This is a genomic window from Sphingomonas sp. LR55, assembly GCF_036856015.1.
Lineage (GTDB): Bacteria > Pseudomonadota > Alphaproteobacteria > Sphingomonadales > Sphingomonadaceae > Sphingomonas.
Genome location: NZ_JASPFO010000001.1, coordinates 1,040,758 through 1,060,738 on the forward strand (window position 1 = coordinate 1,040,758; position 19,981 = coordinate 1,060,738).

The 19,981-nt window shown below is 65.2% G+C and carries 19 protein-coding genes; 10 read left to right on the forward strand and 9 right to left on the reverse strand.

Features of this window, described 5'->3' with window-relative positions:
* Nucleotides 1–9 precede the first annotated feature (9 nt).
* From QP181_RS05030 to QP181_RS05050, 5 genes are read left to right on the forward strand one after another with little or no spacing between them, the layout of a single operon-like run.
* Nucleotides 10–837: a 3-keto-disaccharide hydrolase gene (locus tag QP181_RS05030; protein ID WP_333927835.1), complete on the forward strand. Its 828-nt coding sequence runs from the start codon at nucleotides 10–12 to the stop codon at nucleotides 835–837.
* Nucleotides 838–1,014, forward strand: coding sequence for a hypothetical protein (locus QP181_RS05035; RefSeq protein WP_333927836.1), 177 nt, complete (start codon nucleotides 838–840; stop codon nucleotides 1,012–1,014).
* The gene (locus tag QP181_RS05040) at nucleotides 1,014–1,418 is read left to right on the forward strand and encodes a gluconate 2-dehydrogenase subunit 3 family protein (protein WP_333927837.1); all 405 of its coding nucleotides are present in this window, start codon (nucleotides 1,014–1,016) and stop codon (nucleotides 1,416–1,418) included. Before QP181_RS05035 ends, QP181_RS05040 begins: the two co-directional genes overlap by 1 nt.
* Nucleotides 1,415–2,248 (forward strand): sugar phosphate isomerase/epimerase family protein, encoded by an 834-nt coding sequence (locus QP181_RS05045; protein WP_333927838.1) that lies wholly within the window; start codon nucleotides 1,415–1,417, stop codon nucleotides 2,246–2,248. Before QP181_RS05040 ends, QP181_RS05045 begins: the two co-directional genes overlap by 4 nt.
* A 50-nt stretch (nucleotides 2,249–2,298) precedes the next feature.
* Nucleotides 2,299–3,975, forward strand: coding sequence for a GMC family oxidoreductase (locus tag QP181_RS05050; RefSeq protein WP_333927839.1), 1,677 nt, complete (start codon nucleotides 2,299–2,301; stop codon nucleotides 3,973–3,975).
* A 38-nt stretch (nucleotides 3,976–4,013) separates the two neighbouring features.
* On the opposite strand, the gene QP181_RS05055 is transcribed toward QP181_RS05050, so the two are convergent.
* The gene (locus QP181_RS05055) at nucleotides 4,014–5,042 is read right to left on the reverse strand and encodes a YncE family protein (RefSeq protein ID WP_333927840.1); all 1,029 of its coding nucleotides are present in this window, start codon (nucleotides 5,040–5,042) and stop codon (nucleotides 4,014–4,016) included.
* Between the two features lie 220 nt (nucleotides 5,043–5,262).
* Here QP181_RS05055 and QP181_RS05060 point away from each other — a divergent pair, with 220 nt between their 5' ends.
* A complete protein-coding gene (locus tag QP181_RS05060) occupies nucleotides 5,263–7,074 on the forward strand; it encodes a DUF885 domain-containing protein (protein WP_333927841.1) in 1,812 nt (603 codons plus the stop codon).
* A 42-nt stretch (nucleotides 7,075–7,116) separates the two neighbouring features.
* Here QP181_RS05060 and QP181_RS05065 read toward each other — a convergent pair whose 3' ends face one another.
* On the reverse strand, nucleotides 7,117–7,998 hold the full coding sequence (locus QP181_RS05065) for a polysaccharide deacetylase family protein (protein WP_333927842.1): 882 nt from the start codon (nucleotides 7,996–7,998) through the stop codon (nucleotides 7,117–7,119).
* Between the two features lie 153 nt (nucleotides 7,999–8,151).
* On the opposite strand from QP181_RS05065, the gene QP181_RS05070 reads away from it, so the two are divergent.
* Genes QP181_RS05070 through QP181_RS19925 form a run of 4 tightly spaced genes read left to right on the forward strand, consistent with a single transcriptional unit; the run spans nucleotide 8,152 to nucleotide 12,639 of the window.
* A complete protein-coding gene (locus tag QP181_RS05070; RefSeq protein WP_333927843.1) occupies nucleotides 8,152–10,437 on the forward strand; it encodes a TonB-dependent siderophore receptor in 2,286 nt (761 codons plus the stop codon).
* 21 nt (nucleotides 10,438–10,458) lie between these two features.
* Entirely contained in the window at nucleotides 10,459–10,773 is a 315-nt protein-coding gene (locus tag QP181_RS05075) for a hypothetical protein (RefSeq protein ID WP_333927844.1), read from the forward strand.
* On the forward strand, nucleotides 10,770–12,362 hold the full coding sequence (locus QP181_RS05080; protein ID WP_333927845.1) for a PepSY-associated TM helix domain-containing protein: 1,593 nt from the start codon (nucleotides 10,770–10,772) through the stop codon (nucleotides 12,360–12,362). Before QP181_RS05075 ends, QP181_RS05080 begins: the two co-directional genes overlap by 4 nt.
* Entirely contained in the window at nucleotides 12,328–12,639 is a 312-nt protein-coding gene (locus tag QP181_RS19925; protein WP_443027518.1) for a DUF3325 family protein, read from the forward strand. The genes QP181_RS05080 and QP181_RS19925 overlap by 35 nt, the downstream gene beginning before the upstream one ends.
* A 119-nt stretch (nucleotides 12,640–12,758) precedes the next feature.
* Here QP181_RS19925 and QP181_RS05090 read toward each other — a convergent pair whose 3' ends face one another.
* From QP181_RS05090 to QP181_RS05120, 7 genes are all read right to left on the reverse strand, one after another.
* Nucleotides 12,759–13,205, reverse strand: a complete 447-nt coding sequence (locus QP181_RS05090; protein WP_277982424.1) for a ferritin-like domain-containing protein — start codon at nucleotides 13,203–13,205, stop codon at nucleotides 12,759–12,761.
* Nucleotides 13,206–13,229: 24 nt separating this feature from the next.
* Nucleotides 13,230–14,495, reverse strand: coding sequence for a DNA photolyase (locus tag QP181_RS05095; RefSeq protein WP_333927847.1), 1,266 nt, complete (start codon nucleotides 14,493–14,495; stop codon nucleotides 13,230–13,232).
* 72 nt (nucleotides 14,496–14,567) lie between these two features.
* Nucleotides 14,568–14,792 (reverse strand): hypothetical protein, encoded by a 225-nt coding sequence (locus QP181_RS05100; protein WP_333927848.1) that lies wholly within the window; start codon nucleotides 14,790–14,792, stop codon nucleotides 14,568–14,570.
* A complete protein-coding gene (locus QP181_RS05105) occupies nucleotides 14,789–15,175 on the reverse strand; it encodes a GNAT family N-acetyltransferase (RefSeq protein ID WP_333927849.1) in 387 nt (128 codons plus the stop codon). Before QP181_RS05105 ends, QP181_RS05100 begins: the two co-directional genes overlap by 4 nt.
* Before the next feature lie 184 nt (nucleotides 15,176–15,359).
* Nucleotides 15,360–15,845: a 4'-phosphopantetheinyl transferase family protein gene (locus QP181_RS05110; RefSeq protein WP_333927850.1), complete on the reverse strand. Its 486-nt coding sequence runs from the start codon at nucleotides 15,843–15,845 to the stop codon at nucleotides 15,360–15,362.
* Nucleotides 15,846–15,953: 108 nt separating this feature from the next.
* Complete coding sequence (locus QP181_RS05115; RefSeq protein WP_333929557.1) at nucleotides 15,954–17,423, reverse strand: Pls/PosA family non-ribosomal peptide synthetase; 1,470 nt, start codon at nucleotides 17,421–17,423, stop codon at nucleotides 15,954–15,956.
* The gene (locus tag QP181_RS05120; RefSeq protein WP_333927851.1) at nucleotides 17,318–19,978 is read right to left on the reverse strand and encodes a non-ribosomal peptide synthetase; all 2,661 of its coding nucleotides are present in this window, start codon (nucleotides 19,976–19,978) and stop codon (nucleotides 17,318–17,320) included. The genes QP181_RS05115 and QP181_RS05120 overlap by 106 nt, the downstream gene beginning before the upstream one ends.
* Between the last annotated feature and the right edge of the window lie 3 nt (nucleotides 19,979–19,981).

Sequence of the window (19,981 nt, forward strand, 5' to 3'; positions counted from 1 at the left end):
GGAAGACGCATGAAGACCTGTTTGATGGCGAGCGCTGTCACGGTGATGACGCTGATGACGACGGGGCCAGTGGCGGCACAGGAGAAGCCCGGCTTCAAGGATACGCCGATGCTGCCCGGCGGACAGTGGCGCGTCCATGACTCCGACCGCCCTGCGCCTATCGTCGTTGCACCGGCCGCGACCCCCGGCGGTGCGCCTGCCGATGCGGTCGTGCTGTTCGACGGGCGCTCGCTTGACGCGTGGAAGCCGGATCGCATCGCGTGGCCGATCGATGAAGGCATCCTTACGATCCCCTCGCGTGCGAAGAGCGGCGGCGAGAACAACCTCGTCTCGAAGCAGAGCTTCGGCGACGTGCAGATGCATCTCGAATTCCGTTCGCCCAACCCGCCGACCAAAACGTCGCAGGATCGCGGCAATAGCGGCATCTGGTTCATGCAACGCTATGAATTGCAGATTCTCGATGGCTCGCAGAACCCGACCTACGCCGATGGCACGGTCGGCGCGGTCTATGGCTGGAAGCCGCCGCTGGTGAACGCTGCCCGTCGACCGGGTGAGTGGCAGACCTACGATGTCGTATTCGAGCGGCCCCGCTTCGCCACCGACGGCAGCCTGCTGCGCCCTGCGTACGTCACGGCGCTGCTCAACGGCGTGCTCGTCCAGAACCACCAGGCGATGCTCGGCACGACCATCTGGCGCAAGGTCGCCAGTTACACTGCGCACGCCGACGCCGCGCCGATCCAGCTCCAGGATCACGATCTCGCCGGTGTCGTTCCGCAACATCTGGGTCCGCCCGCTGACCGAAGCGGCGATCGCGCAGGACCTGAAGAAGGACGGTAAATGATCGATCGTAGAACTGCGCTCGCGGGCGTCGTCGCCATGTTTGGCACGGCCTTGTATGCGCCGATCGCGCGGGCAGCCGGGGTCGCGGCTACACCGGGCGCAGCGGCGGGCATCCCCGTTATCAGCGAAGGCCCGCCCAGCGTCGCGGTGTTCACAGCCCCCAGCGTGCGCTGATGACCGCGCTAAGCGAGCGCGTCCTGCCGACCACCGACACGCCGGGCGCGATCGCCGCGGGTGTCCCGGCGTACATCGAAAAGCTGCTCGCCGACTGGGCCGCACCGGCCGACCGGGTGCCGATCCTCGCCGGGCTGGACGCGATCGAGGCGCGCAGCCTGAAGGACTATAAGGTCGCCGGCGCGAAGGCGACCGCGGCGCAGCACGACGCGCTGCTCACGCTCGCGATGAACGACCAGATCCCGTCCGGGGGCGTCTTCTTCGAGGCATTCCGACAGCTTGTCGTCACCGGCTATTATACGTCGGAAATCGGCATGACGCAGGAGCGCGAATATCTGCCGGTGCCAGGCGAGTATAACGGCCAATTCCCCTATTCCCAGGTCAACAAGGTGTATTCCGCATGATCCTCAGCCGTAGAAACCTGCTCGCCGGCTCCGGTGCGGTCGCAGCCCTCGCGTTCGTGCCGACCGCATCGGCCGCACAGTTGAAGGCTATCGGCCTGCAACTCTACACGATCCGCGACATCTTCTCGAAGGACCCGGTCGGCACGCTCGGGCAGGTCGCCAAGATCGGCTACCGCGAGGTCGAATTCGGCGGTGGCGGCTATGACGGCATGGATCATGCGATGCTGCGCCGGACGATGGACAAGCTCGGCCTGACCGCGCCCTCGGTGCATATCGGCTACGACGCGCTGCTCAAGCAGTTCGACCAGTCGGTGACGATGGCCAAGACGCTCGGCGCGACCACCGTCGTACTGCCGTACATGACCGACGAGCATCGCAACGAGGCGGGCTGGGCCGCGGCGCTGCCGAACTTCAACAAGTTCGCGACCGAACTGAAGAAGGCCGGGCTGGGCTTCGCCTATCACAACCACGATTTCGAGTTCACTACCAAGCCGGGTGGCGTCAGCCTGTACGAGCGGTTGTTGAAGGAGACCGATCCCGGGCTCGTGAAGCTCGAACTCGATCTCTACTGGGCGCTGCATGCCGGCGAAAACCTGACGACGCTGATCGAGCGGCTGTCGACGCGGATTTACGCCTATCACGTCAAGGATATGCGGCCCGATCGCAGCATGGCGGCAGTCGGCGCGGGCACGGTCGATTTCGGCGCGCTGTTCAAGCTGAAGGGCAGTGCCGGCGTGCGCCATTTCTACGTCGAGAACGATCAGGCCCCCGCGCCGTATCTTCCCGACATCACCACGAGTTTCCGGACACTGCGCGCGCTTCGTTTTTAAACGAGGCGCTCCTGACGGGGCGTGTTTCTGAGTATTAGGAGAGGAAGATCATGGCTGAGACCAACAGGTTCGACGCGATCGTCATTGGTTCGGGCGTAAGCGGCGGTTTCGCTGCGAAGGAATTGACCGAAAAGGGCCTTCGCGTCCTGATGCTCGACCGAGGCAAGATGGTCGAGCACGGCGAAGGCTACACCTATGACGGCAAGCCTGCCTACGAGGTGCCGGCGCGCAACATCATGCCCAAGCCATTGTTGGACAGCGATTATTTCATCGCCAAGCACGGCTATGTCCAGCCCAGCAACCGCGAGTTCCACAATGACGACCGGCTGAATCCGTACGCCTATGACGAGGGCAGCAAGTTCTACTGGATCCGGCCCGGCGCGGTTGGCGGCAAGTCGCTGATCTGGGGCCGCTGGTGCTTCCGCTGGAGCCCAGAGGATTTCGAGGCGAACAAGCGCGACGGCATCGATGGCGACTGGCCGATCCGCTATGACGACGTCGCGCCGTGGTACAGCTATGTCGAAAAATACATCGGCGTGTCCGGCTCGCGCGAAAATCTCGCCTATCTGCCTGACAGCGAATTCCAGCCGCCGATGCCGATGAACGTCGCCGAGAAGTGGTTGAAGCAGAACCTCGAAAGCAAGTTTCCGGGCCGGAAACTGATCAACACGCGGCTGTCGAACATGACCGAGGACAAGCCCGACCAGAACCGCACCAAGTGCCAGTTCCGCAACCAGTGCGGCAATGGCTGTTCGTTCGGTGCGTATTTCTCGACCCAGGCCGTTACCCTGCCAGCCGCCCGCGCGACCGGCCGGCTGACGCTCAAGTCGGACTCGGTCGTCACCAACTTGGTGTACGACGCGGCACGCAAAAAAGTCACCGGCGTTCGCTATATCGACGCCAAGACCGGCCAGGCGGAAACCGTCAACGCGGATCTCGTCTTCCTCTGCGCCTCGGCGATCGCGTCCACACAGATCATGCTTAACTCGCGCGCGCCGGGCAGCGACCGCAGCTATTTCGACGAGAGCGGCACGCTCGGGCGCTATGTGATGGATCACATCTTCCGTGTCGGGGTCGAGGGGGACATCCCCGGGATGGAAGAGTTCATCGAATTCGGTCGTCGTCCGGGCGGCGTCTACGTCCCGCGTTTCCGCAATATCGGCGGCGACGAGGGCGTCGGCTTCAAGCGCGGTTATGGCTATCAGGGCAGCGCCTATCGCAACCCTGCCGCCCCTGTCGGGTTCGGCGCATCGATGAAGCAGGGCATGCGCAAATACGCGCCGTGGCGGTTCAGCATGGGCGCATTCGGCGAATGCCTACCCTATGCGGACAACAAGGTTTCGCTCCATCAGAGCAAGGTCGACCGGTTCGGGGTGCCGCTGGTGCGGTTCGACGTGCGCTTCCGCGACAACGAACTGAAGATGATGGCCGACGCGCGAACGCAGGGCGAGGCGATGCTGAAGGCGGCGGGCCTGACCAACGTCAAGAGTTCGGAAAGCGAGCACGTCCCCGGCGACGCGATCCACGAAATGGGTGGTGCCCGCATGGGCCGCGACCCACGCACGTCGGTGCTCAACGAATGGAGCCAGGCGCATGCGGCGTCCAACCTCTACGTTACCGACGGCGCGCAGATGGCGTCGATCTCGTGCGTGAACCCGTCGCTGACCTTCATGGCGCTCACCGCCCGTGCCGCCGATCATGCGGTGCGCCAGATGAAGAAGGCCTGAGCGCGATGTCGTAATTCAGTGCGGTGGAGCCAGCGGCTTCACCGCATCAGGACTGCGGAGTCCGGTGCAGATCCCGTCGCGAAGCCGCCGACGATTTTCCACGCGCGCAGATCGACGATTGCCACCCGGTCGTTCTGCAACGACGCATAGACCGTGTCGCCGACGATATTCAGACCCGGTGCCGCCGCCGGAAGCGGCAAATAGTCCTCCTCGGCTAACGTCGTCGGGTTCAGCCTCGACAAGCTCTTGTCCTGCGTATTCGATACGATCAGCTTGCCGTCCGTCTGGGTCACGATCCTGACCGCCTCACCGCGCATCGTGCGTTGCATCCGCCGGGTCAGCGATGTCGCATCGAGAGCATGCAGCGTGCCGCTAGGACGATCGATGACGAACAGCGTCTGTTCGTCCGCGCTCAACGTCATCGCTTCGGGGGCGACGCCGATATGCTGGCGGACCGGGGCTACGCCGATGTCGTCCGTATCGACTATGATGACCGCACCGCTCAGCGTGTCGGCGACATAGCCGCGGGCGCCGTCGCGGCGGATGACCAGGTAATGGCTTCGCGCTCCATTGACCGGCACCAGTCGCGCGGGTGCATCGTCCGTCTGCGGGGTGTCGAACCGCGCCAACACGCTGTCTTTCTCGGACAAGACATACAACCGCCCCTTCGAGTCCATCCGCACCGCGTGCAGCCGGCCGAACGGGGTCAGGTCGATGGTTCGTGCAAGTGTCCTTTTCTCGAGATCGATGACCCAGACGCGATGACCGCCGACGCCCGGCGCCTTCCAGCTTTCGACGCCATAATCGCCGACGAACGCATAGCGGCCGGTGGGATCGGCGACGATCTCGTGCGGTTGCGTCCCCAATGGGACGACACCGACGCGCTTGCCGCCGGGAACCGCGTAGAAGGCGACGCGACCCTCGTTCTTTTCGACCACGGCAAGCGTTTCCATCTTCGCGGTTGGTTTCGCCAGGATCTGCGCGGCTGCGCGCGTACCGATCGCGGTTGCGGCCAGGGCGCCCCCTGCAAGCGTCCACAGACCTTGACGGCGATTGATCAGCGACATGGCGAAACTCCTTGTTTGTCTTTCAAAGACATGAGCGACGGACGGGTTCCGCGACATTCGCACGCCGTCGGGTCGACTATTCTTCCAGCCTCGGATCCCAGTCCGTGCACGAAAGATGTCGCGCGTTGCGAGGTTTGGCCTCGGGCCGGATCGCCGAGCGGGCAGGAGACGATTGCAATGCATCCGGTGGCGGGCGACAAGCAGCCTGATCGGAGATTTCATGCGTCTAGCTTTCGCCCTCGTTCTGCTGCCGGCCGTTCCGCTCCTACAGGCCAATCTCGCGGCGCCGGATGCGGTAACGCGTTCGACCGTGCAGGATGCCGCACTGCTCGCGTTCCTCGATCGTGCGTATGACGAGCAACTCGCGCTCAGTCCGGAATCGCAGACCCAGCTGGGCCTGAAAACCAATTACGACCGGCTCGACGATTATACCGATGCCGCATCGCTGCGTGCCGAAGCGCTCGCCGAACGGCAGCTGGCGGCGATGCACGCTCAGTTCAAGCCGGAACAGTTGAGCGAAAGCGCGCGGGTGAGCTACCGCCTGTTCGAATATGAAGTCGAGCGCGGCCGTCAGTCGCTGCAATTTCGCAAGTTGCGGTTCCCCGTATCGACCAACGGCAGTCCGGCGGGCGAGATCCCCGTTCTGCTCATCAACAATCACAAGGTCGATACGGTCGCCGATGCGAGGGCGTACATCGCCCGCCTTCGCGATACCGAGCGGGTGATGCGCGAGGTGTCGGCGACGATGCGTGCGCAGGCGGCCTCGGGCATCGTCCCGAACAAGGTGAACTTCGCGCCGGCACGCGGCGATGCGAAGGCGATCATCACCGGCGCGCCGTTCGACGCCGGGCCGGACTCGAGCGTGTGGGCGGACTTTCGCAAGAAGGTCGGCGCGATGGCCGCGCCGGCCGCCGTCAAGGCGAAACTCCTGGCCGATGGCAGTGCGGCGCTGACAGGGCCGTTTCGCACGGGGTACGGCGTGTTGCTGACCACGCTCGACGAGATCGAACCCCAGTCCAAGGGCAATTTCGGTGCCTGGAGCCTGCCGAATGGCGCGGCCTATTATGCCGATCGGTTGAAGAACTCGACCACGACGGACCTGACCGCCGACCAGATCCACGCACTGGGTCTGAAGCAGGTCGCCGCGATCCGCCAGGAAATGGAGGCGGTCAAGCGCGAGGTTGGCTTCACTGGCACGCTCGAGGCATTCTTCGATCAGATCCGGACCGATCCGAAGTTCAAATATCCGAATACGGCAGAAGGTCGCGAACAGTATCTCGGCGATGCTCGCGGCGTGATCGCTTCGGTCATGGTCGCGGCACCGCGCTATTTCCGGAAGCTGCCAAAGGCGCCACTCGAGGTTCGCGCCGTTGAAAAGTGGCGCGAAGGTACCGCGTCGACCGCGTTCTACAATCCGCCGTCCGCGGATGGCACGCGTCCCGGCATCTACTACGTCAATCTGGTCGACATGAACCAGACGCAGAAGGTGCAGGTCGCTGGCATCGCCGCGCACGAGGGCGCGCCCGGTCATCACTTCCAGATCGCCCGCCAGCAGGAACTCGTCGGCATTCCCAAGTTCCGCAAATTCGGTGGGTATGGCGCGTATGTCGAGGGGTGGGGGCTGTACTCGGAACGGCTCGCGAACGAGATGGGGGTCTACAAGACACCCTATGACCGGTTCGGGATGTTATCGCTGCAGGTCTGGCGCGCGATCCGGCTGGTGCTCGACACCGGCATCCATTCGAAGCGGTGGACCCGTGACCAAGCGGTGGCGTACTTCAAGGCGAACAGCTCGGTATCGGATACGGATATCGGCCGCGAGGTCGACCGGTATTTCAACTGGCCTGGGCAGGCCACCAGCTACATGGTCGGCCAGCTCAAGATCGCCGAACTGCGCGATCGTGCCAAGCGCGAACTCGGGGATCGCTTCGACATACGCGACTTTCACGAGGCGATTTTGAGCCAGGGTGCGCTCCCGCTGGACGTGCTCGACGAACAGGTGAACCGGTATATCGCCGACCGCCGCCGCTGAAACCAGCCCCGTTAAAGTCAGCGGGGCGTTGGGTCGCGGGTGTCAAACCGCCAGGTCGTGCGTCTCGACATGGTCGGCGATGGCGCCCGCCGTCGTCCACCAGATGCGCGGATCGTTCGCCTCGCGAAGCTCTTCCAATATCCTGGCCAGCGCCGGGACTCGGTGTGCCTGTCCCATGATATAGGGATGCAGCGCGATCCCCAAAACGGAGGGGCGGCGGTCGGTTTCCGATAACAATTGCGTGACCGCGGCGCGGATCATCGCCGCAAAGTCGTCGGCCTCGCGATGACGCTGGATCACCGCGGGCAAATCGTTGATCTCCTGCGAATAAGGTATCGACAACAGGCTGGCGTGCGTAGTGGCGAGGCGGGTCGGCTGATCGTCATGGGCCCAGTCCAGCACGTATCGATAGCCCTCCTCGGCCAACACATCGGGTGTATCCTTGCTCTCCGAAATCCAGGGGCCGAGCCACCCCGTCGGACGAACCCCCAGCGTCGCCAGTCGCTGCGTCACATCGGCGATCATGGCGCGTTCGCATGACCGGGACAGGGTCCCTTGCGCGGTCGCGTTAGTCAGGCCGTGTGCCGCAATCTCGTCGCCACGATCGCGACAGGCTTCGGCCAGGCCTGGACAGCGATCGAGTATGTCGGCGTTCAACAATGCGGTCGTGCGCAGATCGAGTCTGTCGAACAGGTCGAACAGCCGCCACGCGCCGACCCGGTTCCCGTAATCGCGCCACGCGTAATTCATCACGTCGGGCTCGGTCTGCGATGGCGCCAACTCGGCACCCAGTCCGCCGCCAAAGTCGAATACCTCGTGATTGACGCCGAAGTAGATCGCGAGCCGCTTGCCTTCCGGCCAGTCATAGTCGGGTCGATCGGTGATCGGACGATAGGGGTAGCGGACAGCAGGGGTGTGACTCATCCCGTCGCAACGTGCCGCCGTGCGATGCGATGCGTAGAACTTGGAAAAATCGTCATGAGAGCGAGATGCCGAACAAACATGACGGAATGTTTAGATTGATAGTGACTCGCAAAAGCGATTGATCTAGGAGCGCCTCCAACACGGGGGTTCAGAATGAGTGTAACGAGTATATTGCTGGCTGGGGCAGCGTTCGTCGGTATTCCGGAAGCGGCCATATCGGCTGCGCCGGCACGGGATTTGGCCAGTGCCGAAAGCCCCGACGACGCGCAGAAATCGGACGAAATCCTGGTCCTGGGCAAGAGCTATGGTCGCGAGGTCGGCAAGACGGTCACGCCGCTCAAGGACACGCCCAACACCGTCACGGTGATCGAGCGCAACCAGATCGAGGCGCAGAACCTGTTCACGCTGGAGGATGCGCTGACCGCCACCAACGGCATCACCGTCAACGGCGTTGGCAGCGAGGATCCATCGTTCTTCTCGCGCGGGTTCGCGATCTCGAATTACCTGATCGACGGCGTCCCCACGTTCGCGTTCAACTTCCCGTCCGCCGTCCCGGACCTGTTCTTCTACGATCGGCTCGAGGTGTTGCGCGGTCCGGCGGGACTGTTCAGCGGTTCGGGTAATCCCGCGGGCAGCATCAACATGATCCGCAAGCGCCCGCTCGACTCGTTCAAGATGCAGGCGAGCGCGGGCTACGGCACCTACGACAATGCCCGGTTCGAACTCGATGTGTCCGCACCGATCGGTCCGAAGGCAGGGCTTCGCGTCGGCGTCATGGCGCAGGATCAGGACCAGTTCTTCGACACCGCGCACCGCAACCGCATCGGCGCATTCGCCGTGGGGTCGCTCGAGATCGGCGATCGCACCACGCTGACCGTCGGCGGCAATTACGATCGCTTTCGACCCGCGGTCCAGTCGGGACTGCCCGGCATCCTGGGTGGCCTGGACGGTAGCGACGGCCAACTGCTCGACGTGAAGCGCTCGACCTATCTCGGGGCCGACTGGAATCGGTTCAACGCCGAGACCTGGACCGGATTCGCCGAGATCACGCACAAGATCAGCGATCGCTGGACGCTGCGTGCGACGGGGTTGTTCACCGATGTCGATCGCGTCGACATCTATAGCTATATCGGCAACCAGCCGGTCACGGCGACCAACGGCACGACCAGCCACATCGCCTATCGTGGCGACAGCAAGCAGCAGACTCGCTCGTTCGATTTCAACGGCGTGGGCAGCTTTCCGCTGTTCGCGCGGGACCAGGTCCTCATCCTAGGGGCGGACTACCAGGCGAGTTCGGGAACCTCCTACGCCACGCGCCTGTCCAATTATGCGCGGATCGACGTGTACAACCCGGTCTCGCCGCTGGAACCGCCGCTCGACCCCTACGCGGCGTCGCCCTATTATCCGGTGCAAGGCAGTGGCGCGACGTGCCCCAATGCCAGTACCGCTATCGTCCCCGCGCCGGCGAATTGCGTGTTGCAGGTCTATGGCGGATCATCGACCGACATCGAGCAATACGGCCTGTACGGACAGATGCGGCTCAGTCCCGTCGATGGCGTCACGCTGATCGGCGGCGGGCGTCTGACCTGGTGGGATACGACGACCGCGACGCTGCTCGCACCGAGCGGGGTGCTGCCGGCGCCGACACGGTACGGAATCGACAATCGCTTCACGCCTTATGCCGGGTTGGTCTGGGACGTCACGCGCACCCTGAACCTCTATGCCAGCTATGCAGACAGTTTCACGCCGCAGGCAGCCCCGGTCGGACGGGCGCGGCCCGATGGTGGACGGATCGAACCACTGGTCGGTGCGCAATATGAGGCGGGGACCAAGCTCTCGCTGATGAACGACCGGTTGCTGCTGTCGGCGGCGGTCTACCAGATCACGCAGACCAACCGGTTGTTCAACGATCCCGATATCGCGACCGTGGTACTTCAGACCGGCAAGGTCCGGGCGCGGGGTTTGGAGGCCGAGGCGTCTGGCGAAATCCTGCCCGGCTGGCGGATCAATGGTGGCTATACCTACACGAAGACCCGCTATCTTGAGGACCAGACTACCGCGAACGAAGGCCTGCCGCTGGTCCCGATCATCCCGAAGCATATGGCCAAGGCATTCACCAATTATGCGCCCACCGACGGCGCCCTGGCAGGCGTGAGCTTTGGCGGCGGCGTGACGTGGTTCAGCGGCACCTATGGAGGTGTCACGGCGGGGGTCAACGCCAATGGATCGTTCCGTCCGTCGACGATCGTTCGCCAGGGGAGCTATGCGGTCCTCGACCTGCGAGCAGGCTACCGACTAAGCGAACGGCTCGGCGTATCGGTCAACGTCAACAACGTGCTCGACAAGACCTATTATGCGCGTATCGCCGCCACCGGCCGCGGCAATTACTACGGAAGTCCGCGCACCGCGTTCGCGACGCTTCGGTACACGTTCGAATGATCGCGGTCGGGGGAGCGGCCGATGACCGCGGGCGATGCGCATGCCCGCGCACGTTGGGCACGGCGTGGCGATATCGGATTGCGCGTCGTCGCGGCGGTACCGCTCGGCTATGCGACGGCCAGCCTGTGGGCGATGGCGATCGCGCGGCTGCTGCCCGGCGACCGAGCCGAGGCGAGTGTCACCGCGTCGCTGATAGCCCTCATGCTGTGCGCGATTGCGGCGATGTGGGCGTTCGCAGCCCGTAGCGGCTGGCGCGCACTCTGGACCCTCTTCGTTGCCGGCGCGGTCGGTGGTGCGATCGCGTGGGTCTCGATCGATGCGTCGGGGCGGCTATGAGCAAGGGGTTCCGACAGTCGCAGGCGTTCCTGCACACCTGGTCCGGGTTGTTGCTCGGCTGGATCCTGTTCCTTGTGTTCGTCGCCGGTACGATCGCGTTCTGGCGCGAGGGGCTGAACCGCTGGATGCGGCCCGAGCTCGCACGCGTCGAACAGCCGATGCGCGTGCTCGCCGGCTCGCAAGCGTTCCTCGCCGGCAAGGCGCCGGATGCGAAGAGCTGGATCATCGCCGTGGCGACCGACCAGTCTCCGGGCGCACAGCTGTTCTGGATACCCCAGCCCAAGCCTGGTGAGACGGGCGGGCGTGGCCGGCCCGGCCGGCGCGACACGCAGGCATTGATCGGTGCCGACGGCAAGCCTGCGAACGCCCGCGACACGCGCGGCGGCGAGTTCTTCTACCGGTTCCATTTCGATCTTCAGTACATGCCGGTGATCTGGGCACGGTGGCTGGTCGGTTTCGCGACCATGATGATGCTGGTCGCGATCATGAGCGGGATCGTCACGCACAAGAAGATCTTCAAGGACTTCTTCACGTTGCGGCGTGCCAAGGGTCAGCGGTCCTGGCTCGATGGCCATAACGCCACCGCGGTGCTCGCACTGCCGTTCCATCTGATGATCACCTATACCGGGCTCGTCACGCTGATGGCGTTGCTGATGCCGTGGGCGGTCGTGGCGAACTATACCAGCGAACGTACCGTGTCGGAGGCGTTGTTCCCCACCGCCGCTGTGGTCGAGCGCAGCGGTCGGCCAGCACCGCTGATCGATCTCCGAACGATCGCCGCTGATGCCGAACGCCGGCTCGGCGCACCGGCGAGCTTCATCGAGGTAAGCGATCCCGGCGATGCATCGGCACGCGTCTCGGTCAGTCAGAGTGCGCATTCGATGCTGTCGTCGCGGACGCCCCGACTGACCTATGACGGTGTATCGGGACGCCTCGTGTGGCGTTCGCCTCCGCCTGGTGCGGCGGCCGAGACCGCGGGCGCGATGATCGGCCTGCACGCCGGACGGTTCGCCGGCTATGGCGGCCGCTGGCTGTATTTCCTGTGCGGGATCGCCGGGACGCTGATGGTGGCGAGCGGGCTCGTTCTGTGGACCGTGAAGCGCCGTGAACGCCTCCCCGACCCGACCCGACCGCATTTCGGCTTTCAGCTGGTCGAGCGTCTCAACGTCGCGGTGGTCGGCGGTTTTCCATTCGGCATCGCCTGCTTCTTCTGGGCGAACCGGCTGCTACCTGTGGCCCTGAGCGGTCGTGCGGCCTGGGAAGTCCACGCGCTGTTCATCACCTGGGGTATGGCCGCGCTGGCCGCGGTTGTTGCCAAGCCGTCGCGGGTCTGGCCGACGTTGTTCGCCGCGACCGGCCTGCTGCTCGTCACGCTACCGCTGTATGATATCATCGCGACGGATCGGGGGCTGTTCGCGATGATCGCGATCGGAGATCTCATGATCGCCGGAATCGACGCAACGCTGCTGGCGTTCGGTGTCACGTTCCTTCTGCTGGCCAGACGCGTCGCGAACTATCGCCCGCCGGCCCGACGAGTCCGACCGTCACGAACTCATGCGGTCCCTAAACTATTGGAATCAGTCGAATGAGTATCGTCGTCCTGATCCTGACGACTACAGCCTTCTTGCTGCTCGGCCTCGCCACCGACGCGCAGTATCGGCGCCGGTTCGGTGCGGGACTTTCGCGCCAACGACGCAGTCTGTTGCGGAACGGGGGTGGGGCGTTCTGATCATCAGCATCGCACCGGCAATATTGGCCCGCGGCTGGATCTTTGGTCCGATCCTCTGGATCGCTGCGGTTATGGCAGGGGCGGGGGTCGCGTTCCTGTCACTCAACTTGATCGTCTCGCAATCTCCACCGCGGTAACATACGACCATTTACACTTACCGAGGACGCTTCGATTTTTAAGCGGGGAGATGGCCCGTCGGGCCACTCCCCACGCCAACAGCCAAGGCGGCAAGCCAATGCCTGCCGCCTCGGATCGATCAGGTGAGGCTGTGCTTCAGCGCGCTCATCTTGTCGTGGCCTTCGCGGACCGACGCATAGCCGTCCGAGATCGCGGTCTGCGTTGCCGACGACAGGTCGGTATCCTTCATGGCCTCTTCGTACTTGGCCTTGATGTGATCTTCGCCACGCTCGACTTCGAGGATGATCGCCTTGTCGTCCTTGCCGGTCAGCGCCTGCTTCAGATCCATGAACGTGCGATGCGCCGCGGCCAGCATGCTCGACTCCATTTCCGGCTCGCCGCCGAGCGTACGGACCTGGCCCTGAAGCTGCGTGGCAACCTGGGCCCGATCGCGTGCGAAATCGGCGAACATCGTTGCATACTGGGTGCTCTCGGCATCCTTCGCGGCGTCCTCATACCCCTTCATGCTGTCGAGGGTGGTCTTGATCAGGCCGTTCAGGACGGACACGTCGTGGTCGTTGCTCATGGTAGCTCCTGTGATGAAGTCCGCTCAACGATCGCCCGGGAATTTAGTCGCGTGCCAAGTATCTCCTGCGATGAATTTCGCCAAAGTTGTCGCGAATCCCTCAGGCCGGCGCTTTCCCTCCAGGTACAAGTCCGCCGGTAGGTCGGCTGGCATAGCCACTTCGGGCCGTGGTCGCGTTGCGGCGGCCTTGAGCCAGGCCGGACCATCGGGGCGGTGGCGTGTCGATCCGTCCGATCGCGTCGGTACCTTGCCGTAGACGGCGGGCCCCTCCCGACCGGGAGATCCCCCGCCGAACGAAGCCGCGATATTGCCATAGGTCGACGGATCGCGACCATCCAGGCTCAGTCGATCGTTGAGGTAGCACGCCGTCGCCCACGCGGTCTGCGGGTCCGGCGTCATGGCAATGATCCGCTTGCCCCAATACATCCGCAGGTTGTTGTGCATCCAGCCATCGACTAGGAACTGCCGCTGACACGCGTTCCAGGTTTCGTCGCGCGTCTCGCCGTGCAGCAACGCGTCGAGCGTCTCAAGCTCCGGCCGCGGGTCCGCCGCATGCGCTTCAAGCGTCTCGCGTGCCCATCCGGAAATCCGATCGTAACGTTCCGGCGCCACCAGCGCGGACGCCTGATAATGGAACCATTCCCGCCACGTCAGCAACTCGTCGGCGAACTTGTCCTTGGCGCCGGCCGGTGCCGCGGCGGCCTCGACCGTGGCCATGATCTCGCGGGGGCCGACGACGCCGAAGTGAAGATAGGGCGACAGCGTACTGGCCCCGACCGGATTGGTCGCATCGTTGCGCACGGCGGCATAGGTTGGCAGCACCGTGTCCATCAGCCGTTCGAGCTTCTCCAACGCGCCGCCTCGACCAAGCGGGAACATCGGGCTCGGCGGCAGCGAATGGTCGATTGCGGCTGCGGCAACAAGCCGATCGATGTCCGCATCGGTGCTGGTATCGAGCCGATCGGGGACGAACGGGAGCGGGCCGTCATAGGGGGCTAGCTCGGGCATCAGGTCGGACGCGGTCAGCCAGTCCGCGCGCAGCGGCTCATGACGGCGCCGGAACGCGGTCGTCGAACCAATGTCGTCGCCGAGTATGGCGGGTGGCACCAGGCAGGCGGCGTTGACCGCGAGGACGGCGCGATCCGTCTGCGCCGCAAAACGTTCCGACTGCCAGCGCGCGACGAACGTCGGCTGATCCTCGACCAGCACCGCGGCGCTTTCCGCCGCCAGCCGATAGACCAGTCCCTTTTCGCGCTTCTCGGCCCGGTCGACATACTGGATGCACGCCACGCCACGCTGCCGACATTCCAGGGCAAGATCGCGGCTAGCCCCGAGGATGAACCGATGCAGGCGATCGGAGGCCTAGGGATAGTCCTCGCGAAGCCCGTGATAGACGAGGACGGGAAGACCCAGATCGTTCGCGAGGCAGATCGCGGCATCGATCACCGGGTTGTCCCGCGCGCGCAACGCCTGCTGCAACCAGCACAGGACATAGCACGCGGCGGGGCGGACACCGTGCGCGTTCAGCGAACGAACGCGCGCCGCCTCGGCCCAGGTTGCAAGCGCGTCGGGAAGAGGATTGGTCATGGCTGTCCAACCATTGGGGGCTGCGACCGATCCCCGGCCACACCCGGTGTTAAGACCGTCCCACATCTGGCAAGCGCTGCGTCGCGTCTGGCTTCGAGTTCCGCGAGCGATATCCCAGCGAGGTCGAAGCGCAGTTCGTGCATGTCCATGCCGGACCGGTAGCCGCCGGGCCAGATGCTGGTCAGCTCGAACCCGCAATGCTGGAAGAACGGCGAGACCTGCGGCGAGGTGTCGACGGTGACGTAGCGCGTGGCCGGTTCGGCAGAGGTGGCGACGTGGAGCAGGCGTTCGAACAGCAGCAGCTTGCCGAGGCCCGACCCGTGATGCGCGCGCGGCCATGCCCCAGAAGAGCAATGCCTTGTCGTAATGCTCCCAGATCTCATAGCCGCCGAACGCGCTGGGAATGCCGTCGACGTCGACGACGAACGCCGGGCCGTCGGGCTCGTCGAGCGTTTCCTCCAGCCATTCGCGGTCGCCGGCGCCGAAATACTCGGGGAGGTTCGAGTCGAAGATGGCAAGGACGTCGGCGCGGTCTTTCTCTTCGTAGCGGCGGGTCAGGATCTCTGGTCATGGCTGGCTCCACTGCGCGACGGTTTCGATCGCGTCGGTGGTCGAACGGCTCCAGCAGCGCGAAGTGCCTTCGAAGGTCGCGGTCGCATGGGTCGGATCGATCACGACGGTTTCGATCGCCTCGGGGCGGATGCGGCGGGGTTCGCCGATAAGTTTCGCGTGCGCTTCCTTGATCGTCCAGCGACGGAGCCAGGTTTGGGGCTGCACGGGCGCGGGCAGGCTGCGGAGCGAGGTTGCTTCGGTCGGGGTTAGCATGTCCCAGAGCGGAGCGTGGTCGTCGATTACCTCGCGGTCGACCGCGATCGGTTGGCGTGCAACGCCGATAAGGGCGTGCGCGTCGCGGCTGGAGAGGCTTAGATACCAGCCGCCGGGGGCGGAGACGATCGGCGCGCCGGCTGGACTGCGTGTCAGTCGAACATCGATGGAGTTGCCGGCCAGTTTGCGGATCAGGGCGGCGGCCAGACCCTGCCGGATCGCGCGCATCGCCTTGCAGGCCGGCGGCGTACGGTCCGGTCTCGGCAACACTCCATGCGACTGGCGACTGACCGTCCCAGACGAGCGCGTCGAGCGGACCGTCGTGCCAGACCGTCGTCACGTCGCGACGGCGATCCGCGCCGGGCTCCCGTCCCAGCTCGTGCCGTCGGGCAGCGTCTCGCCCTTCATCACGACCGACAGGTCACCGAGCTGTGCGTCGGCACCGATCTCGGCATCGTACAGCACGATCGCGAGCGAGCCGATCGTCGCGCGGTCGCCGACGCGGATCGCGCCGACCTTCATCACGCGGTCCTCGAACAAATGCGTCTGCAAGCCCGCGAAGTCGTTCAGCGCGACGTCGTCACCGATGTCGACGAGGTCGTGCTCGGTCAGGTCGGTGGTGTCGATGTAGCAGCGCTTGCCGATCCGCGCGCCCATCAGCCGGAGATAGAGCGCGATCCACGGCGTGCCCCGGAGTGGTTCGAGCAAATTGGCGACCGCCAGATTCTCGTAGGTCGCGGTGACGAGTTCGGTGCGCCAGACGAACGGGCTCCAGAGCGGCGCAGTGGTGACCTTGTAGCGGCCGACGACCAGCCATTTGAGCGCGAGCACGAAGATCCCGCAGGCGAGGCAGAAGCCGACGTACAGGAACGGGAACGTCGCCGCGACGACCAGCGCGCCGTTGTCGAGATCGTCGAGGTCGCCGACCACCGACAGAAGCAGGCTGAAGAACACCAGGAACGCAGTCAGCGACAGCGTGGTGCGGACCGCCTCGATCGACAGGCGGGTGGCGATCAGCGCGCGCGACGGATTGAACCGCGCGCCCTCGTCGAACATCGTGTTGACCTGTCGCACCGGCAGCTTGATCGCGGGCGAGCCGAACCAGGTGCTGCCCGCCTCGGTGGCGAGCGCGGGATCGCTCGGCGGTTTCGAGAGGACGCCGACGAGCACCTCGTCGCCGATCTGCGTGCCGCTCGGCAGCAGCGCGGAATTGCCGATGAAGCTGCGGCGGCCGATCTTGGTATGCGCGAGTTCGATCGTGCCGTGGCCGATCCGCGCCGCGCCGAAGATCACCGAATCGGCGATGAAACTCTCCTCACCGATCTCGACCAGGTCCGGCACGATCGCGCTGGCGGTCGAGATTTCCGCGCGACGTCCGACCTTCACGCCCAGCGCACGGTACCACGGCACCACGTACAGCGTCGCGAAGATCGGGTGGAGCAGGCGCAGTGCGAGGTCGTTGATCTGCTGGACGAACCAGTAGCGGACGTAGAACCCGCTGTTGAGCGCATACACCGCGGGTGCGACGCGGCCGAGGATCAGGCGCTTGGCCGCCACCGTCAGCACGCACATCATCACGACATAGGTGACCGCGAGCAGCGGCGCGACCGCGACATAGGCATAGCCGCTGGTCGCCCAGTCGAGCTCGATCAACGCGATCAGGCCCGGCGCGATTGGCAGGATTGCGACGAGCGGCAGGATCAGCGCGCACAGGAACAGGCCGACCGCCGGCCCGGCGTTGCGCGGGGCGGGGGTGGCCGGGCGGCGGGGGCATCGCCGTCGTGCGCGGCGGGCGAGCCGGCCCAGCGCTGGCCGGCGGGGATGGTCGTATCTGCGGGCAGCGCGGACAGGTCGTCGAGCATCGCGTCGTCGCCAAGCGCGGCATTGCGGCCGACCACCGCCATCGACCCGACGAACGCGCCCTTGCCGAGCTTTACCGTCCCCAGTCGGAGCAGTCCGCGCTCGACCGAACTGGTGGACAGCACCGACTGGTCGCTGATGATCGCATCGTCGTCGGCGTGGAGCAGGTCGGCGGTATCGATGATCCCGGTGCCGATATGGACGCGCTCGCCGATCTTCGCGCCCATCATCCGGTAATAGCCGCGGATCATCGGCGTGCCCGCGAGATACGGCGTCGCGGTGACGCCGATGATCCGGCGAACCAGCCACCAGCGGAAATAATAGCTGCCCCAGAGCGGGTAATCGCCCGCCTTGAAGCGCCCGACGATCAGCCATTTCAGCGCGATCGACAGAAACATCGACGCGATCGGCACGACCGTGAAGGACAGCCCGCTGAGGATCAGCGCATCGACCCGCGGCATGTCGCCGGCGAGATGCGTATAGGCGAGATAGGGCGAGAACCACTGGAGCCCTGCCAGCGTGTAGATCGGCAGCAGTGCGAGCGTCTGCGCGGCGACGCACAGCCGGCGCTTCCACGGCGCGATGTGATGGAAGCTGGTCTCGTCGAGGATCGCGACCGGCGTGGTGCCACCGATCCGCAGCGCGAGCTCGCGAATGGTCGGCGCGGCGTAGACATCCTCGAGCGACAGCCCTTCGAGGCCGCGCACCTTTCGCGCCGCCGAAACTAGCCGTGCGGCCTTCAGCGAATGGCCGCCGAGATCCTCGAACAGGTCGTCGAGCACCGATACCGGCTGCGGCGCGAACGCCTCGGCCCAGACGCGGTGCAGGCTTTCCTCCATCGGCGTGGCGGGCGCGACCATCTCGCGGTCCGACGTCACGGTGATCTCGGGCTTGACCAGCGCCTTGCGGTCGACCTTCCCCGAGGCGGGAAGCGTCGGCATGTGCGACAACAGCTGATACCCAGCCGGGCGCATGTAATTGGGGAGCCGCTCGGCGACGCGGGCCTTGAGGCCGACCATGTCGATCTCCTCCGCCGGACGCGCGATCAGGAACGCGGCGAGGAACTCCGAGCCGTCGTCGTCGGTGAAGAGCTGGACGACGGTTTGCGCGACGCCAGGCCATTCGCCGATCACCGCCTCGATCTCGGCGAGCTCGACGCGGAAGCCGCGGATCTTCACCTGCGTATCGATCCGGCCAACGAAATCGATGTCGCCCGCTGCGTCGAGCTTTACCAGGTCGCCCGATCGGTAGATCCGCTCGGGTGCGCCCGACGACCCGTCGAACGGCGTCATGATGAACTTTTCGGCGGTCAGGTCGGGGCGGTTGACGTAGCCGACGCCGACGCCCGGCCCGCCGATCACGAGTTCGCCTTCCTGGCCGTCGGGGACCGGCTGCATATGCTCGTCGACGACCCAGGCGGTGTAGCCGGGGAGGGGCTTGCCGATCGTGATACGCTGGCCGGGAAACACCTCGGTCCAGGTCGCGGTGACCGACGTCTCGGTCGGACCGTAGGTGTTGAGCAACCGCAATCCGGGACGCGCGAGCCGGCGTGGCAGGTCGGCCGGGCACGCTTCGCCGCCCATGTTGAGCAGGCGCAGCGTCGGCACCGGATGTTCGACCAGCGCGATCAGCGAGGGGACGACGTGCCAGATCGTCGTGTTCGCCTCGGCGAGCGCGATCGCCACGTCGGGGCCGCTGGTCACCAGCGCTTCGGTCGCGACGAGCACGACCGCACCGACGAAGAACGCGCTCCACATCGTCTCGACCGACATGTCGAACGCGAGGCTGAACCCGCCGAACACGACGTCCGCCGGGGTCAGATCGAGGATCGCGCTTTCCGATCGGACCAAGTGACACGCATTGCCGTGCGAGATCATCACGCCCTTGGGGCGGCCGGTCGTGCCCGAGGTGTAGATGATGTAGGCGAGGTCCTGCGGGGTGGCCTGCGTGACGTCGCGGCCGATCGGTTCGGACGGCTCAGCCGCGAGATCGCCCAACGCCGCATCGAGCGCGAGCGTGGCCCCTTTCAGGTTGCCAACGCGGCTGGCGACGGTGATCGTCAGCGCGGCTTCGCTGTCCTCGACGATGAAGTCGATGCGATCCTGCGGATAGCCCCAGTCGACCGGCACATAGGCGGCACCAGCGCGCAGCACGCCGAGGATCGCCATATACTGGTCGAGCCCGCGCGGCAGGCACAGCACGACGCGGTCGCCGCGGCCGATCCCCATCGCGCGTAGGCGGTGTGCGAGTGCGAGGCTGCGCGTGGCGAGGTCGGTATAGGTCCAGGTTGTCTTGCGGTCGTATTCCTCGTCCGCACCGATCAGCCGCAGCGCCGTCGCGTCGGGATGCGTGGCGCGCGTAGCGTCGAAGATCTCGTGCAGCAGCTCGTCACGGGCGTAGGGCTCGGCTGCGCGGAGTGCCGGGGCGGGAGCAATCGAGGCGATGCCCGTGCGCTGCAAAATGGCCTCATCCGAGGGGCTTACCGAAGTAACGTCGTGCATCCA